The following is a 16,659-nucleotide window of genomic DNA, read 5'->3' on the forward strand; positions in this document are numbered from 1 at the left end:
CCCGGGGGGGGGGGGTTTCTCTGCCCCCCCCCCGCCCCGCCGGGTCCCGTCCGCCTGGGGCGCCGCCCGTGCGACGGGGTCCGGGGGGCCGGCCCCCCAACGCCCGCTCCTCAAACGCCGGAGGGGCTGAACTTCCCGGAGATGTTGAGCTGAGGTTAGATTCCCAGCATCGGCGCGTCCGACTCGTCCTTCAACGCAACGCCCGTCGCCCCCAACTCCCTTGCCCTGCCCATCAGTCCCGCCAACTTCCCCGCCGCCACCTCGTACGTAAGCCCCAACGGCGGCCGGATGTTGCTCAGGCAGTTCCTGTCCGCGTCCGTCGTCACCCCCGGCTTCGGGCGGTACGTCAGGTACGCGCCCAGGGAGTCCGCCGCCGACATGCCGGGGCGTTCGCCGACCAGGACCACGACCATCGTCGCGCCCATCGCCGAGGCGATGTCGTCGCCGAGGGCCACGCGGGCCTGTTCCGCGAGGACGACCGGGGCCACCTGCCAGGTCGGCGGCAGGAGCGCGGTCGTCGCCCGTACCATCGCCGCCGCGTGTTCGTGCACGGCCCGGCTGGACAGTCCGTCGGCGACCACGAAGACGACGTCCCACTCCCCCACCGGAAGATGCGCACGGTCGGTGGGCTCCAAACGGCGCCCCAGGTCCGGGCGTTGGAGGTAGGTGAGGCGGTCGACGGCCGCGCTGCGGACCCGGACCGTCGGTTCCCCCCTCAGCCCCTCCGCCACCACGTCCGGTTCGAACGGGGAGTGCACCGCGTCCCGTGCCGCCGCGTGCGCGGCCTGCAACTCCAGGCGGTGGTGGGTCGGCAGGCCCGAGCCCGCCCTCCCGAGGCCGATCCTCGCCTGGGTGTGCCGGCGCAGGGACGGCCACAAGTCCCGCTCCACCGAAGCCACTTGACTGGTCGTCATGCCGCCAGTTCCCTTCCGATCGCCGTCAACGGGTGGGTCGTACCGGACACGTCCCTGATCTCGCCGCCGTCGCCCAGCAGGCCGATCGAGTCGAGCCATGCCTCGAACTCCGGTGCCGGGCGCAGCCCGAGGACCTCGCGGAGGTACAACGCGTCGTGGTACGAGGCGGATTGGTAGTTGAGCATGATGTCGTCCCCGCCTGGGGTGCAGATAACGAAGGACGCGCCGGCCACGCCGAGCATGGTGAGCATGGTGGCGATGTCGTCGTCGTCCGCGTCGGCGTGGTTGGTGTAGCAGATGTCCAGGCCCATCGGCAGACCGAGGACCTTGCCGCAGAAGTGGTCCTCCAGGGCGGCGCGGAGGATCTGCCGGCCGTCGTAGAGGTACTCCGGGCCTATGAAGCCGACCACCGTGTTCACGAGGAGCGGGTCGTAGCGGCGGGCGACCGCGTACGCGCGTGCCTCCACCGTCTGCTGGTCCACCCCGTGGTGCGCGTCGGCGGAGAGCGCGCTGCCCTGGCCGGTCTCGAAGTACATGACGTTGGAGCCGACCGTGCCCCGGCCGAGCGCCTTCGCCGCCTCGTAGGCCTCGTCCAACAGCCCCAGCGTGACACCGAAGGACGCGTTGGCAGCCTGCGTGCCGGCGATGGACTGGAAGACGAGGTCGACCGGCGCCCCGCGGGCCATCAGGTCCATGCTCGTCGTGACGTGGGACAGCACGCAGGACTGGGTGGGGATGCCGTAGCGCTGGATGACTCCGTCCAGGAGTTCCAGCAGGTCCCGTACCGCCTTCGGGCTGTCGGTCGCCGGGTTGATGCCGATCACCGCGTCGCCCGAGCCGAGCAGCAGCCCGTCGAGCAGGGCCGCGGCCACGCCCGCCGGGTCGTCGGTGGGGTGGTTGGGCTGAAGCCGGGTGGCGAGGCGGCCCGGCAGCCCGATCGTCGAGCGGAAGGCGGTCACCACCCGCACCTTGCGCGCGACGGCGACCAGATCAGCGTTGCCCATCAGCTTGGACACGGCCGCCACCATCTCCGGCGTCAACCCGGGCGCGACGGCGGCCAGTTGAGCGGTGTCGGCGGTCAGCAGCCACTCCCGGAACCCGCCGACCGACAGCCCTGCCACCGGCGCGAACGCCGCCGTGTCATGCGTGTCGAGGATCAGCCGGGTCACGTCGTCGGTCTCGTACGGAATCACCGGCTCGGCGAGAAAGGCGGTCAGTGGCACGTCCGCCAGCGCCCACCGCGCCGCCACCCGCTCCTGGGCGCTTTCGGCCGCCAGCCCCGCCAGCCGGTCGCCGGAGCGCTCGGGGCTCGCGGCGGCGAGCAGGCGCGCGAGGGAGCCGAAGCGGTAGTGCCGGCCGCCGAGGGCCGAGGTGTACGTACTCATGACGGCGACCGTACGAGGCCCGTGTTGCCATCGGATTTCGCCAGATTTCTAAAGGTCTGGTTGACAAACATTTAACGCGCCGCAACCCTTTCCCGACTCATTCGGCCGACAGAGTTCCGCACCGTAGAACCACCCGAGCAGCAGGAGAGGAGCCATCCCGATGGCAGTGGACGAAGGACTCGCCCCCGCGGCGAACACAAGCGAGGACGGCGCCGTTCACCGGCTCAAGCCCAACGCCATCGGTCTGCTGGGCGTGGTCTTCATGGCCGTCGCGACCGCCGCCCCGATCACCGCGATGACCGGCAACGTGCCCTTCATGGTCTCGTCCGGCAACGGCATAGGCGCCCCGGCGAGCTACCTCGTCGCAATGGTCGTCCTGGCAATCTTTTCCGTCGGCTTCACCTCGATGGCGAAGCACATCACCTCGACGGGCGCGTTCTACGGCTTCATCTCCTACGGCCTCGGCCGCACCGTGGGACTGGCGTCCGGCCTACTCGCCACCTTCGCGTACGTCGTGTTCGAGCCGGCGCTGATCGGCATCTTCTCGACCTTCGCCACCGGAACCTTCAAGGACCAGACGGGACTTGACATCCCGTGGTGGGTCTTCGCGCTGGTGATGCTGGCCGTCAACGCGACGGGCACGTGGTTCGGCGTCTCGGTCGCCGAGAAGCTCCTCGTCGTACTCCTCGGCACGGAGGTGACCGTCCTCGCCGCGATGGCGATCTCGGTCGCCCTGCACGGCGGCGGCCCGCACGGCTTCACCTTCGGCCCGGTCAACCCGGTCAACGCGTTCAAGGGAACGTCCGCCGGTCTCGGCCTCTTCTTCGCCTTCTGGTCCTGGGTCGGCTTCGAGTCCACGGCCATGTACGGCGAGGAGTCCCGCGACCCGAAGAAGATCATCCCCAAGGCCACGATGATCTCGGTCCTCGGCGTCGGCGTCTTCTACGTCTTCGTCTCCTGGATGGCCATCATCGGCAACGGCGAGACCGAGGCCGTCAAGGTCGCCTCCTCGGCGAACCCGCTCGCCCTCTTCTTCAACCCCACCGAGCACTACGTCGGCCACTGGGCGGTCGACCTCATGCAGTGGCTGATGATCACCGGCTCGCTCGCCTGCGGCATGGCCTTCCACAACTGCGCCAGCCGCTACATGTACGCGCTGGGCCGCGAAGGTGTCCTCCCGTCCCTCAAGAACACCATCGGCCGCACCCACGCCAAGCACGGCTCCCCGCACATCGCGGGCTTCGTGCAGACCGTGATCAGCGCGCTGCTGATCGTCGCGTTCTGGGCCACGAGCAAGGACCCGGCCAACGCGCTGTACGTCCTGCTCGCCATCCTCGGCACGATGGCGATCCTGGTCGTACAGGCGGTGTGCTCGTTCGCGGTGCTGGCCTACTTCCGCACCCACCACCCCGAGAGCCGCCACTGGTTCCGCACGTTCACCGCTCCGCTGCTCGGCGGTGTGGCGATGCTGGCGGTGGTCCTGCTCCTCGTCTCCAACATGAGCGTGGCAGCGGGCTCCGAGTCCGACTCACTCCTCCTGAAGGCAACGCCCTGGCTGGTAACCCTGGTCGCGGCGACGGGCATCGGCTACGCCCAGTACCTGAAGCGCCGGTCGCCTGAGCGATACGCCTTGCTCGGCCGCACGGTGCTCGAGGAAACGAAGGAGCGCTGAAGCCGCTTCCAGCTTTCAGGGGCGCGGGGAACTGCGCGACCAGCCCACCACCGGGCCGCAGACGAGTACGAATCTGCGGGAGCGTCGTGGCGGTCGCGCAGTTCCCCGCGCCCCTTAGCCGGCTCCACCGAAACGCGTTTCACGGTGGACCCGCCACCGCTCCATCATCGCCGCGATCTCCCCGTCGACGAACTCGAAGAACGCGAGGGTCTCGGCCATGCGGCGTCCCGCCGGAGTATCCGCGCCGAGGCTGGCGACCCCCTCGCTCAGAGCCGCCTCCCACCGCTTGAGGACGGCCTCGCGGTTGGTGAGCGCCTCGTACCACTGGTTGCCCTGCACCCGGTACCGCTCGCGCCGCGAACCCGGCTCCCGTTCCCGCGACACCATGTGCTGCTGCGCCAGATAACGCACACCGCCGGACACCGCCGCCGGACTGATCCGCAGTTGCTCGCCCAGCTCGACGGAGGTCATCGCCCCCTCGTCGGAGGACAGCAGCGCCGCGAAGATCCGGGCCGGCATCCGCTGCATCCCGGCCTCGACAAGCTGCGCCGCGAAGGACTCGACGAACTTCGACACGGACTCCGCGTCCCGCCCACCGGTTGTATCCGTCATGAGCCCACCCTACCCGCGCTTCACACACTTCCTTAACTTCACAAATTTCTGAAAGAAGCGTACGTTCGGCTCCATGACGAAGGCAATCACCGTCTCCGGGCTGCACAAGTCGTTCGGCAAGACACACGCGCTCGACGGGCTCGACCTGGACGTCGAGACCGGCGAGGTGCACGGCTTCCTCGGCCCCAACGGCTCCGGCAAGTCCACGACGATCCGCGTCCTGCTCGGCCTGCTGCGCGCGGACTCGGGCGCCGTCCAGCTCCTGGGCCGGGACCCCTGGACCGACGCCGTCGAACTGCACCGCCGGGTCGCCTACGTCCCCGGCGACGTGACGCTCTGGCGCAATCTGTCCGGCGGCGAAGTCATCGACCTCTACGGCAAGTTGCGCGGCGGCCTCGACAGGTCCCGCCGCGCCGACCTGATCGACCGCTTCGAACTCGACCCCACCAAGAAGGGCCGCACGTACTCCAAGGGCAACCGCCAGAAGGTCGCCCTCGTCGCCGCGTTCGCCTCGGACGTCGACCTGCTGATCCTGGACGAGCCGACCTCGGGCCTCGACCCGCTGATGGAGGAGGTCTTCCAGCGCTGCGTGGAGGAGGAACGCGACCGGGGCCGGACGATCCTGCTCTCCTCCCACATCCTCAGCGAGGTAGAGGAGTTGTGCGACCGGGTGAGCATCATCCGCAAGGGCCGCACGGTGGAGAGCGGTTCACTGGCCGACCTGCGCCACCTCACCCGCACCAGCGTGAGCGCCGAACTCGCCCGGACTCCCAACGGGTTGGCGTCCCTGCCCGGCGTGCACGACCTCGACGTACAGGGCAATCGCGTCCGCCTCCAGGTCGAGGCGGACCAACTCAACGCCGTACTGCGGTCGTTGAGCGACTCGGGCGTACGGTCGCTCACCTCGAAGCCACCGACGCTGGAGGAACTCTTCCTGCGCCACTACCAGGAGGCGGAATGACCGCCACCGCGCTCCCCGCACGCACCGGCACGGGCACCTCCCGCCAACTCGCGGGCACCGGCGCCCTCTTGCGCTTCAACCTGCGCCGCGACCGAGTGGTGATCCCGGCCTGGGTGGCGGTCACGGCCCTGCTGGTGCTGTCCCTCCCCAGCTCACTGCGCAGCGTCTACTCCACCCCCGCCGAACGCGCCGACATCGCCCGCCAGATGCTCACCAACAGCTCACTCCGCGCCACCTACGGCCCGGTGTTCAGCGACTCCCTCGGCGGCCTCACCGCCTGGCGCATCGGCGGCTACGCCGCGGTCCTCGCCGGAATCATGAGCCTGGTGGTCGTCGTACGGCACACGAGGGACGAGGAGGAGAGCGGCCGACAGGAACTCGTCTCCTCCGCGATGGTGGGCCGCAGCGCACCCCTGACCGCGGCCCTCCTGACGGCGTTCGTCGCCGACTCCGCGCTGGCACTGCTGATCACGGCCGGGCTGGCCGGACAGGGCACGGCGGGAGCGCTGGCACTCGGCCTCGGTATCGGCGGAGTGGGCATGGTGTTCGCGACGCTCGCGGCGATCGTCGCGCAGTTCACGGACAGCGGCAGACTGGCGAAGGGCCTGACGGGCGGCCTCCTGGGAACGGCGTTCGCACTCCGCGCGGTTGGGGACTCGACCACCAACGACGCCTCCTCGCCCGCGACTTGGCTCTCCCCGATCGGCTGGCTGGAGAACCTGCGCCCGTTCGCGTCCGAACGCTGGTGGGTCCTGGCCCTGTTCGCGGTGGCTGCACTCCTACAGGGCTTCGCCGCCTACGAGTTGGCCGGCCGCCGGGACGTGGGCATGAGCTTCCTCCCCGCCCGCCCGGGACCGGCGAACGGCCGCCTCGGCACGGCGGGCGCACTGGCCTGGCGCCTCCAGCGAGGTGCCGTACTGGGCTGGAGCCTGGGCTTCTTCGCGGCCGGGGTCGCCTTCGGCGGCATCACCAAGGGCGCGGCGGACCTGGTCGGCGGCAACGCCAGGACTCGCGAGATCATCGAGCGGATGGGCGGCCAGTCCGGCATCGAGGACGCGTTCCTGGCCACGATGGTCGGCATGTTCGGCATGCTGGCCGCACTGTACGCCGTGTCATCGGTCCTACGACTGCACAGCGAGGAAACGACCGGACGCGCCGAACCGATCCTGGCGAACGCGGTGGGCCGCCTGCGCTGGGCGGCCGGCCACCTGACGATCGCCTTCGCGGGCGCGGCCCTGATCATGCTCCTGAGCGGCCTGGGCCTGACTCTCGGCTACGGCGCCGAGCCCGGCCCCATCCTCACCGCCACCCTGGTCCAACTCCCGGCGATCTGGACCCTGGGCGCCCTCGCGGTCCTCCTCCACGGCCTCTCCCCCCGCCTCTCCCCCCTGTCCTGGGCAGCGGCCGGCCTCGCCCTCCTCCTCGGCTGGATCGGCCCGGCGCTGAACCTCCCCCGGGCGGTCCTGGACATCTCCCCCTTCGGCCACCTGCCGAAGCTGCCGGGCGGCGACATGGCGTGGGGACCGGTGACGGTCCTCACGGGGATCGCCGCCGCCCTGGTCGCCGTAGGACTGACGGCTCTACGGCGACGCGACCTCACGGCCTGACCGCGCCGGGCACGGGAACTACGGCGCGGCGCACCCGCCCGTCCCCGGCACGGGACAACGCGCGCAGGCGGGTGTGGTCCTACGACGTCCGGAACCGCTTCCAGCGCTTCGAGGCCGCACCCGACTGGAGCGTCCTCTGCGCGGAGTTGCCGTTGGCGGTGTTCGGCGGGATCCTCGCGTCACTCGGCGTCCGGCCCGGCGGCACCCTTGTGGGCGCGGGACGCGGCGTCCGCCCGCTGCCCACCCGACACGGACGGGCGGCCGCCCGTCACCGGAGCCGCGCGGCCACGTAGGTCCGGCCTCACTCATCCCACTTCGACGCTCAGCCCCTCCAGTCCCCGGATCACGAAGTTCGGCTTGCGGTCCGGGTCCGCCGCCAGGGTGAGCGTGGGGGCCCGTTCCAGCAACGCCCGCATGGAGGCGGCCAGTTCGATACGGGCCAGGGGCGCGCCGATGCAGTAGTGGATGCCCGCGCTGAAGCTGATGTGCGGGTTGTCGGCGCGGGTGAGGTCCAGGCGCTCGGGGGACACGAAGACCGCCGGGTCGTGGTTCGCGGAGCCGAACAGCATCGCGATCTCCGCGCCCCTGGGGATCACCGTGCCGTCGATCTCGATCTCGTCCAGCACCCACCGTTCGAAGAGCTGGAGCGGGGTGTCGTAGCGCATCAACTCCTCGACGGCGGACGGGATCAGCGAGTGGTCCGCGCGCAGGGCCGCCAGCTGGTCGGGGTTGCGGAACAGCGCCCACCAGCCGTTGACCGTGGCGTTCACCGTCGCCTCGTGGCCCGCGTTGAGCAGCAGTACGGCGGTGGAGATCAGCTCCTGTTCGGTGAGGCGGTCGTCGTCCTCGTCGTGCGCCGCGATCATCCCGGAGATGAGGTCGTCGCCGGGTTCCTTGCGCCGGGCCGCGATCAACTCGCGTAGATACGAGGAGAATTCGTTCGACGCGCGGACCGCCTTGGCCGCGGTGTCCTCGGACGGGCTCAGTTCGTACATCCCGCAGATGTCCGCCGACCAGGGGCGCAGCGGGGCGCGGTCGGACTCGGGGATGCCGAGCATCTCCGCGATCACCGCGACGGGGAGGGGTTCGGCCACGTCCGTGAGGAGGTCGCCGCCGCCTTGAGCCACCAGGCCGTCCACCAGTTCACCGGCCAGCCGGCTGACGTACGGCTTGAGCTGCTCGACCGTGCGCGGGGTGAACGCCTTCGACACCAGGCGCCTGATGCGGGTGTGGTCCGGGGGCTCCAGGTCGAGCATCCCGTGGTCGTTGAGGGTGTGGAAGGGCTCGTGCTCGGGCGGGGGTGCCGTCCGGCCGAAGTCCTCGTGGCTGAAACGGTGCTGGTAGGTACGGCCGAGGCGGCGGTCGCGGAGGAGTGCCGAGACGTCCGCGTGGTGCGGGACGAGCCACTGGTCCGTGGGCTCGTAGTGGTGCACGCGGCCCTGGGCGCGCAGGTCGGCATAGGAGGGGTACGGGTCGGCGAGAAAGTCCGGGTCCCACGGGTCGAAGGCTGCCATGGACGGACGCTAGCCCGGCCGGCCCTCCTCTGACCAGGGGTGACTTACGGGTTGGGCAAGGTCCACTCCTGCGGGGCGTTCGCTCCACGGTCACGGACGTCGATGCCGCCGTTCATGGCGAGGCACTTCTGTTCAGGTGCTTGATCAGGGCTCCGATGCAGCGGGCGCCCGACTCCCGACGACAGGTCGGGGCACGGCCGTTCACCGGGCCGACGGCACGGATTCACCGCAGAAACGACCGCCACCCACCGCTGCCGCCTCCCACTTCCTACCCCGGTGTCACCAGCCGCGCCTCGTACGCGAACACCGCCGCCTGCGTACGGTCCCGCAGCCCCAACTTCACCAGGACGCGGCTGACATGGGTCTTGATCGTCGACTCGGCGACCACCAGCCGCTCGGCGATCTCCACGTTCGACAGCCCCTGGGCGATGAGGACCAGTACCTCCGTCTCCCGCTCCGTCAGCTCTCCGTACGCCGCCTGCTGCGCGGCCGGTATCAGCCGGGGCGACTCGGACAGCTTCGAGAACTCCGTGATCAGCCGCTTGGTCACGGAGGGCGCCAGCAGCGCCTCGCCGGCCGCCACCACCCGCACCCCGTCGGCCAGTTGGCGTGCCGAGGCGTCCTTGAGCAGAAAGCCGGAGGCTCCCGCGCGCAGCGCCTGGTACACGTACTCGTCGAGGTCGAAGGTGGTGAGCACCAGCACCTTCGCCGCGCCGTCCGCCGCGACTATCTCCCGCGTCGCCTCGATGCCGTTCATCTCGGGCATCCGGATGTCCATCAGGACGACGTCCGGGGCCAGTTCACGCACCCGCTCGACCGCGTCCCGGCCGTTCACCGCCTCGCCGACGACCTCGATGTCCGGCATCGCGCCCAACAGGACCGAGAAGCCCTCACGCACCATCATCTGGTCGTCCGCGATCAGGACACGGATCGTCATGCCTCACCTTCGCTCGCACTCGGAACCGGCAGGAACACCGTCACCTCGTAGCCGCCGCCGTCCGCCGGGGCCGCCGTCATCTCGCCGTTCAGCATGGAGACCCGCTCCCGCATCCCCGTGATGCCGTGCCCCGCGCCGGGCGAGGGCTTCACCAGACTCGGCTCGGGCATCGGGCCGTTGACTATCCGCAGGCCCAACCCGCTCAGCACATAACCGATCTCCACCCGGGCACTCGCACCTGGCGCGTGCCGCAGGGTATTGCTCAACGCCTCCTGCACTATCCGGTACGCCGACAGCTCGACACCCTGCGGGAGTTCACGCACCGCCCCCGTCACCGCCTTCTCCACGCTCAGGCCGGCGTCGCGCACATTGGCCAGCAGCGCGTCCATGTCGGCGAGGGTGGGCTGCGGGGCGTCCGGCGCCTCGTAGTCCTCCGCGCGCACCACGCCCAGGACGCGGCGCAGTTCGGTCAGGGCCGCCACCGCGTTCTCCCGGATCGTGACGAACGCGCGCTCCAGCTCCGGAGGCGGGTTCTCCACCCGGTAGGGCGCGGCCTCCGCCTGGATGGCGACCACCGACATGTGGTGCGCCACCACGTCGTGCAGCTCGCGGGCGATCGTCGTGCGCTCCTCCAGGAGGGTGCGCCGGGACCGCTCGTGCGCCGTCACCGTCTGCTGGGCGGTCACCTCCTGCCGGGCCTCCCGGCGTATCTGCCAGACGGCGACGCCGAGCAGCACCAGGGCGGAGAGGAACAGCATCTGCGCGCTGTTCGAGCCGAAGGCGTGACCGCCGGCGAAACTGGTGGCGCCGATGCCGTAGACCGCCGTCAGCGCCCACATCCAGGCGGCCGTGCGCGGTCGGGTGCGTATCGCCACGATCGCGAGCACGGACAGATGGCAGAGGAAGCTGCCGTTCCGCCACGGCCACTCGTCGTCGAACTCGGTCGCCAGGGCGGTGGCGACCGGGGTCGCGGCCATGGACAGCCAGAAGGCGCCGACCGGCCGCACCATGGTCAGCAGCACCGGCACTAGGGCGAGCAGGCCGAGGATCAGGTTGCTGCCCGCGCCGCGGGCCTCGTCGTTCGTCGCGGCGAACATCGCGAGCAGGCCGACCGCGGTGATCAGGGCGTGCGGGCTCCAGGCCGCGTACTCCCGCGCCCGGCCCTTCAGACGCCGGGTCAGCGGGCCGTCGGCGGTGGAGGGAGGCAGCGGGCGGTAGGCGAAGGCGTCGTGGAACAGGTCCTGCCGCAGTCCGCGCAGGGCGTCCGCGGCAAGCCTGAACTCCGGGCTGCGCGGCTTGGCCCCGCCCGTCTGCGGCAACTGCTGGGTCGTCTCGGTCACGTTCAAAACGGTAGGCGGAGGGGCGGGTAGCCGTCGTCACCTGTGAGAAGGGTCCTGGGGCGTCCGTCTCAAGTACTACGGGTATGCCCGACGACCGGGCCTCAGCGGCCCCCGCCCGGCCGCACCAGCCCCGACTCGTACGCGAACACCGCCGCCTGTGTGCGGTCCCGCAGCCCCAACTTCACAAGAATGCGGCCGACATGGGTCTTCACGGTCTGCTCGGCGACCACCAGGTGCTCGGCGATCTCCGCGTTGGACAGGCCCTGCGCGATCAGCGCGAGCACCTCCGTCTCGCGTTCGGTGAGGTCGCCGACGCGGGACTTGAGGGGGGTGCGCGGTGTCCCGTTCAGCCGGGAGAACTCGGCGATCAGCCGTCGGGTGACGCCCGGCGCGAGCAGTGCGTCACCGGCGGCCACCACCCGTACCGCCTCGGCCAGTTGCTCCGCGGACGCGTCCTTCAGGAGGAAACCGGAGGCACCGGCGCGCAGCGCCTCGTACACGTACTCGTCGAGGTCGAAGGTGGTGAGCACCAGGACCTTGATGTGCGGGGTCGCCTCCGTGATGCGGCGGGTGGCCTCGATGCCACCGAGCTCGGGCATGCGGATGTCCATGAGGACGACGTCCGGGGCGAGTTCGGCGACCTTGGCCACCGCGTCCAGGCCGTCGACCGCCTGGCCGACCACCTCTATGCCGGGCTGCGCGTTCAGCAGAACGGTGAAGCCCTGGCGGACCATCTGCTGGTCGTCGGCGATGAGTACACGGATGGTGCCGCTCGTCATGGGGTCTCGTCTCCTGTCGGGAAGATGATCTCGGGGGCGGCGGAGGGGGAAGTACCGGGAGCGGCGGGTCTGTCGGGAGCATCGGGTCCGTCGGCGCTGTCCGGGCCGTCCGGTCCGTCGGGGCCGTGGGGTCCTTCGGGGAGTGCGACGCCGTCCCTGGGGAGGAACGCCACGACCGCGAAGCCGCCCTGGAACGTCCGCCCCGCGGTGAGGTGTCCGCCCAGCATCGCCGCGCGCTCCCGCATGCCGAGCAGACCGTGACCGGCGCCCGGGGAGGGCGGGACGGCCTGCTGCGGAGGGGAGTTGGTGACGAACAGCCGCAGGCCGTCGGGCGCGTGGGTGACCTCGACGGCGACCGTGGAACCGGGGGCGTGCCGCAGCGCGTTGCTCAGTGCCTCCTGGACGATCCGGTACGCCGACAGCTCCACGCCGGGTGCCAGCGGGCGCACTTCGCCCCTGACGTCGCCGCGCACGTCGAGACCGGCGGCCCTGGTGTTCTCTATCAGGGCGTCCAGGCGGTCGAGGGTGGGCTGCGGGGCGTCGGGGGCGGCACCGGTGCCGGCGCCGCCCAGGGCGTAGGGGTCGTCGGGATACTCCGGGTTCTCCGAGCGGAGCACACCGAGGACCCGGCGCAGTTCGGCGAGGGCTTCGAGGGCGTTCTGTCTGATGCCGTCGAGGTTCTCCCTGAGTTCCTCCGACGGGTTCTCGACCAGGAGGGGCGCCACTTGGGCCTGGATGGAGATCACCGACATGTGGTGGGCGACCACGTCGTGCAGCTCGCGGGCGATCCGGCTGCGCTCCTCCAGGAGTGTGCGGCGGTTGCGCTCCTCCGCCGTGATCGTGACCTGCTCCACGAGCTGGGTACGGGCCTCGCTGCGACCGCGCAGGGCGGTGCCGATGAGGACGGCCACCGCGCAGACGGCCACCGCGACCGTGCCCGTCGAGGAGTAGCGCTGGGCGCCGACGAGACCCTGGATGACGAACGTCGTCAGGGCGGTCGCGGCCAGCGCCGCGAGGGCCTTGCGGGTGGGCACGCGCAGGGCCACGAGCAGGAGGACGGCGGCCTGGACGACGACTTCGGTGGTGCTCCAGGGCCAGTCGGGGCCGGGGGTCGTGCCCGGGAGGGGATTCATGGTGGGGAGGGGATCCACTGCGGCACGCACGGTCAGCGCGGTGAAGGCCGTGGCGGTGAGGGACAGAGCCCAGGCGGGGACGGGCCGGCGCAGAGCGAGGACCAGGGCGACACCCTGCGCGAAACCGGCCAACAGGCCCTGGAACACGCCCAGTTCGTACTCACTCATCATCTCGTCCGTGCCGGACAGGGAGAGACCGAGAGCGGCGAGGGAGACGAGGGCGTAGGTGAGGTAACGCAGCCGGCGGTGCCTGGGGAACAGGATGGGCTCGGAGTTCGGGGACCCGGCGCCGTCGGCGGCTGCGTTCACTCGGTCAACCCTAGGCACGGTGAACGGACTTCGCTGCCGGGTGGGGCGGGTGGGTGTGGGCGCGGACGACCCGTGAACGGCGTGACGGGCGGCGCCTCGGACCCTGTTCGTACATCCGGAAGGCCGCCCAGCAGACCGTCAGCGTCAGTGCGAACACCGGGAGCCAGGCCAGTCGGGCCGCGACCCAGGTCAGGTCGTCGGGGCGGGTGTGCAGGCCGGGCAGACGGCCGGCGGGCAGGGTCGCTGCCGTGGTGGCCATCAGGGCCGTCTGGTGCCAGAGGAAGACGGTCATCGCCGAGAGGTTGACCAGGGCCACCGCCGACCAGGCGAACGGACGGCGCAGCGCGCGGCGCAGCCGGTCCCGGAGCAGCAGGGCCAGGCCGCACTGGGCCAGGCCGAAGGTGACGGCGGCCAGGGTCGGCGGGTCCAGATTGGAGATCGTGGTGCCGGGGACGCCGACCATCGACGCCGGGTAGCCCGCCCACAGGACGAGTGCCGCCGTCGCCGCCGTACCGCCGGCCAGGAGGGCCCAGCCCGCCCGGGCCCGGTCCAACTCGCCCCGGGTCCAGGCCGCGCCGAGCGTGTAGGGCACGAGCCAGCCCGCCGCCACGTTGACCCAGCCGAGCCAGGACGGGCCGCCGAGCCCGAAACGGATCAGGTCCACGTGCAGTACGACGGCCAGCGGCCACAGCGGGTTGAGCCGGGTCAGCAGCGGGGTGGCCGCCGTCAGGCCCGCGAACACGACCAGGAACCACATAGGTGACAACGCGAGCTTGACCAGGGCACGGACCGTGTCGAAGTCCGTGCCGGACAGGAGCAGCGCCACGGCTGTCACCGTCCACACGACGAGGACCGCGGCGACCGGCGTGAACAGCCGGGCCAGCCGGGCGGCCAGCCATTGACCGTACGTCGTGCCCCGGGCGCGTGCGGAGGCGTAACCCCGGGTCGCCACATGGCCGCCCACCAGGAAGAACACCGCCAGTGTCTGGAACACCCAGGAGATGGGCGCCAGCCACGGCATGTCCCGCAGCGGGCTCGCGGTGCGCAGGGTGCCGCCGTCCGCGACCAGCGCGGTCACCAGCCAGTGGCCCAGGACGACACCGAGGATCGCGAAGGCGCGCAGGGCGTCCACGGCGCGGTCCCGGTCGGGCGGGGTCGCCGCGTCGAGGCGGACGGCGGTCCGGCGGAGGCGTTCACGCATGGGTCACCTCCGTGGTCTCGCCGAGGACGATCCGGGCGAGGTTGGCCAGGGAATCCGAGCCCGGTGCGAAGTAGTCGCTGTGGCCGCCGGCTCCGGCTGCGAAGACTCGGGCGCCGAACTCCGGGGACACCGGATCCGTGCCGAAGCCGAAGGTCGTGCCGAACAGGTCGGCGCTGACGTGCGGGACGTCCCCCACCCAGTCGTCGGCGCCGCGCGCCGCCCACACGCGGGCGGAAGTGCGCAGTCCCGCGGCGGAGTCTGCGCCCGTGCCGGGGCTGCCGACGAGGACGAGGTCGGACACGTCCAGGCCGGCGGCGGCCCGGCCGCAGACGACCGTGCCGTACGAGTGGCACAGCAGCGCGATCCGCGCCGTGCGGCCGATGACGCCGCGCAGCTGCCGTATGAACTCCCGCAGGTGCGGGGCCGCTTGGTCCGCTCTGCCCGCGGTCAGCACCGTGGCGCTCACCGTGCGCGGGGTGTCGTAGCCGAGCCAGGACACCACCGCCGTACGGGAGTTCGGGGCGTCGTGGGTCAGTTGGCGGCGGAGGTTCAGCGCGGTGGCGCGGAAGCGGTCGTAGGTGTCGAGCGAGGTGTCCGAGCCCGGGACCAGGACGGCTATCCGGTCGGCGTGGGCGAGGTCGCCGAGGACCTCCGTCGCCAGGCCCGGGCCGCGGCCGTCGTAGGCGAGGAGCTGCCGGTCCGGGTCGGCCATGGCGCGGTCCGTCGCGGCGCGGCGCTCGTCGCCGTCGGCGGCGGCCATGCGGGACGCCTCGACGGCGTTTGCGCCGTTCGCCGCGTACGTCTCGGCCAAGGTGGCCGCGGTGAGCGGGGCGAGCGCGGCCGGAGCGGGGGCGGGGATCTCGGGCCGGGCCGCGGCCGAGAGGGGAATCACGACCGCGCCTATGACGAGTGCGGCGAGGAGCGCGCGGCGCCAACCGCCGGTACGGCGCGGCTTGTTGAGGTCGGCGCGTGGCGCCTCGGCCTCCCCCGCCGGGCCCCTCTCCACCGAGTCGGCTACCGCCCTACCGGTCTCCGCCGAGGCATCAACGACCCCCATGTCCGTCTCCCCTCCCGCACCGGCCGCCGTCGGGCCGATCTGGAAGGGAAATTACGGATCCGCGCACGTCGTCCGCGTCCCGCCAGGGAACTCACCTGCGCCGTAGCTCTCAGGTACTACGGGTATGACCGGGGTGCACCAGGGTGGACGGATCCCGCCCGAAGTCAGCGGCTCACCAGGCCAGTTGGGCGATCTCCTCCGCCACCACCGCGCACGCGTCCGCCGCCGGGTCGATCAGGGGGAAGTGGCCGACTTCCTCGAGGAGCGTGAGGCCCACGACCTCGCCGGACTTCGCCGCCGCGTCCGCGTACGACTCGGCGACTGCCTGCGGGACCACGAGGTCGGCGCGGCCCTGGACCAGCGTGGTCGCGATGCCGGTGGGCAGCAGGAGCGTCGGATCGGCGTACGGCAGACGCTCCGCGAACTTGGCTTCTCCACCCAGGAGTTGACCCGCCGCTCCCCCGCACACCGCGAGCTTCTCGGCGACCGTGAAGTCGGCGATCGGGGCGAGGGCGACGACACCGCGCAGCGCGGCGGGGGCGTCGATGCGCCAGGGGGCGTCCTTGGGGAGGACGTGCCGGGCCGCCGCCCACAGCGCGAGATGGCCGCCGGCCGAGTGCCCGGTGAGCACCGTGCGGCGCGGATCGGCCTGCGGAAGCGCCTCCCGGACGAGCGCGGGGAGCGCGTCGAGCGCCGCCGCGACGTCGTCGAAGGTCTCCGGCCAGCGGCCCGCGACCGGGCCCGCACCGCCCTGCGCGGGCAGCGCGGCCCCGCGCTGGTACTCGACATTGGCCACCGCGAACCCCCGCCGGGCCAGGAAGTCCGCGAACGGGGTGATGTGCCGGCGGTCGTACGGCGCCCGCCACGCACCCCCGTGCAGGACGACGACCAGCGGCGCCGGTTGGCCCGGCACCCGCTCGCCGTGCGGGGCGTAGAAGTCGATCACCTGGTCGGGGTGGTCGCCGTACGCGGCGGTGCCGTCGGGTTCCACGGCGGGATGCGAGAAGGCCGACTCCTCTTCTGCGGCGGCTGCGGCGGCACGTGCGGCAGCGGCGTCGTCCGGCATGCTCCAACCTCTCAGCGACGATGGGGGCACCTCCCCGGCCTTCGGCACTGAGGGAGGACTTGGACGGATCGGGATGTGACGGGATATGGCGACCAGGAGAGAGACACGCGGAGAAATTCGGCCGTCGGCCGGGACGCTACCAGGCCGGTGACGTGCACGGAGACCCCGGTTG

Annotated in this window: 15 protein-coding genes; 4 read left to right on the forward strand and 11 right to left on the reverse strand. The window is 71.5% G+C overall.

The window, feature by feature from the left end:
- Nucleotides 1-155: 155 nt before the first annotated feature.
- The gene (eutC, locus tag ACFXC1_RS23045; protein WP_381245343.1) at nt 156-914 is read right to left on the reverse strand and encodes an ethanolamine ammonia-lyase subunit EutC; all 759 of its coding nucleotides are present in this window, start codon (nt 912-914) and stop codon (nt 156-158) included.
- Entirely contained in the window at nt 911-2,299 is a 1,389-nt protein-coding gene (locus ACFXC1_RS23050) for an ethanolamine ammonia-lyase subunit EutB (protein WP_381245344.1), read from the reverse strand. Before ACFXC1_RS23050 ends, eutC begins: the two co-directional genes overlap by 4 nt.
- A gap of 160 nt (nt 2,300-2,459) precedes the next feature.
- Here ACFXC1_RS23050 and ACFXC1_RS23055 point away from each other — a divergent pair, with 160 nt between their 5' ends.
- The gene (locus tag ACFXC1_RS23055) at nt 2,460-3,971 is read left to right on the forward strand and encodes an APC family permease (protein WP_381245346.1); all 1,512 of its coding nucleotides are present in this window, start codon (nt 2,460-2,462) and stop codon (nt 3,969-3,971) included.
- 114 nt (nt 3,972-4,085) lie between these two features.
- Here the strand turns inward: ACFXC1_RS23055 and ACFXC1_RS23060 are convergent, their stop codons facing one another.
- A complete protein-coding gene (locus tag ACFXC1_RS23060; RefSeq protein ID WP_381245348.1) occupies nt 4,086-4,583 on the reverse strand; it encodes a GbsR/MarR family transcriptional regulator in 498 nt (165 codons plus the stop codon).
- A 73-nt stretch (nt 4,584-4,656) separates the two neighbouring features.
- Between ACFXC1_RS23060 and ACFXC1_RS23065 the strand changes: the two genes are divergently transcribed.
- From ACFXC1_RS23065 to ACFXC1_RS23075, 3 genes are all read left to right on the forward strand, one after another.
- Nucleotides 4,657-5,544 (forward strand): ABC transporter ATP-binding protein, encoded by an 888-nt coding sequence (locus tag ACFXC1_RS23065; protein WP_381245350.1) that lies wholly within the window; start codon nt 4,657-4,659, stop codon nt 5,542-5,544.
- Nucleotides 5,541-7,151: an ABC transporter permease gene (locus ACFXC1_RS23070; protein ID WP_381245351.1), complete on the forward strand. Its 1,611-nt coding sequence runs from the start codon at nt 5,541-5,543 to the stop codon at nt 7,149-7,151. The genes ACFXC1_RS23065 and ACFXC1_RS23070 overlap by 4 nt, the downstream gene beginning before the upstream one ends.
- A 71-nt stretch (nt 7,152-7,222) precedes the next feature.
- Entirely contained in the window at nt 7,223-7,444 is a 222-nt protein-coding gene (locus ACFXC1_RS23075) for a hypothetical protein (RefSeq protein ID WP_381245352.1), read from the forward strand.
- A 12-nt stretch (nt 7,445-7,456) separates the two neighbouring features.
- On the opposite strand, the gene ACFXC1_RS23080 is transcribed toward ACFXC1_RS23075, so the two are convergent.
- From ACFXC1_RS23080 to ACFXC1_RS23115, 8 genes are all read right to left on the reverse strand, one after another.
- Complete coding sequence (locus ACFXC1_RS23080) at nt 7,457-8,665, reverse strand: cytochrome P450 (protein WP_381245354.1); 1,209 nt, start codon at nt 8,663-8,665, stop codon at nt 7,457-7,459.
- Nucleotides 8,666-8,933: 268 nt separating this feature from the next.
- On the reverse strand, nt 8,934-9,602 hold the full coding sequence (locus ACFXC1_RS23085; RefSeq protein WP_093627687.1) for a response regulator: 669 nt from the start codon (nt 9,600-9,602) through the stop codon (nt 8,934-8,936).
- A complete protein-coding gene (locus ACFXC1_RS23090) occupies nt 9,599-10,942 on the reverse strand; it encodes a sensor histidine kinase (protein WP_381245356.1) in 1,344 nt (447 codons plus the stop codon). Before ACFXC1_RS23090 ends, ACFXC1_RS23085 begins: the two co-directional genes overlap by 4 nt.
- A 101-nt stretch (nt 10,943-11,043) precedes the next feature.
- Nucleotides 11,044-11,721, reverse strand: a complete 678-nt coding sequence (locus tag ACFXC1_RS23095) for a response regulator transcription factor (protein WP_362980754.1) — start codon at nt 11,719-11,721, stop codon at nt 11,044-11,046.
- On the reverse strand, nt 11,718-13,163 hold the full coding sequence (locus ACFXC1_RS23100) for a sensor histidine kinase (RefSeq protein WP_381245359.1): 1,446 nt from the start codon (nt 13,161-13,163) through the stop codon (nt 11,718-11,720). Before ACFXC1_RS23100 ends, ACFXC1_RS23095 begins: the two co-directional genes overlap by 4 nt.
- Before the next feature lie 10 nt (nt 13,164-13,173).
- Complete coding sequence (locus ACFXC1_RS23105) at nt 13,174-14,364, reverse strand: acyltransferase family protein (protein ID WP_381245361.1); 1,191 nt, start codon at nt 14,362-14,364, stop codon at nt 13,174-13,176.
- Entirely contained in the window at nt 14,357-15,421 is a 1,065-nt protein-coding gene (locus tag ACFXC1_RS23110; RefSeq protein ID WP_381245363.1) for an alpha/beta hydrolase, read from the reverse strand. Before ACFXC1_RS23110 ends, ACFXC1_RS23105 begins: the two co-directional genes overlap by 8 nt.
- A gap of 172 nt (nt 15,422-15,593) precedes the next feature.
- Complete coding sequence (locus ACFXC1_RS23115) at nt 15,594-16,487, reverse strand: alpha/beta hydrolase family protein (protein WP_381245365.1); 894 nt, start codon at nt 16,485-16,487, stop codon at nt 15,594-15,596.
- Between the last annotated feature and the right edge of the window lie 172 nt (nt 16,488-16,659).

The organism is Streptomyces hokutonensis (assembly GCF_042751305.1).
Taxonomy (GTDB): domain Bacteria; phylum Actinomycetota; class Actinomycetes; order Streptomycetales; family Streptomycetaceae; genus Streptomyces; species Streptomyces hokutonensis_A.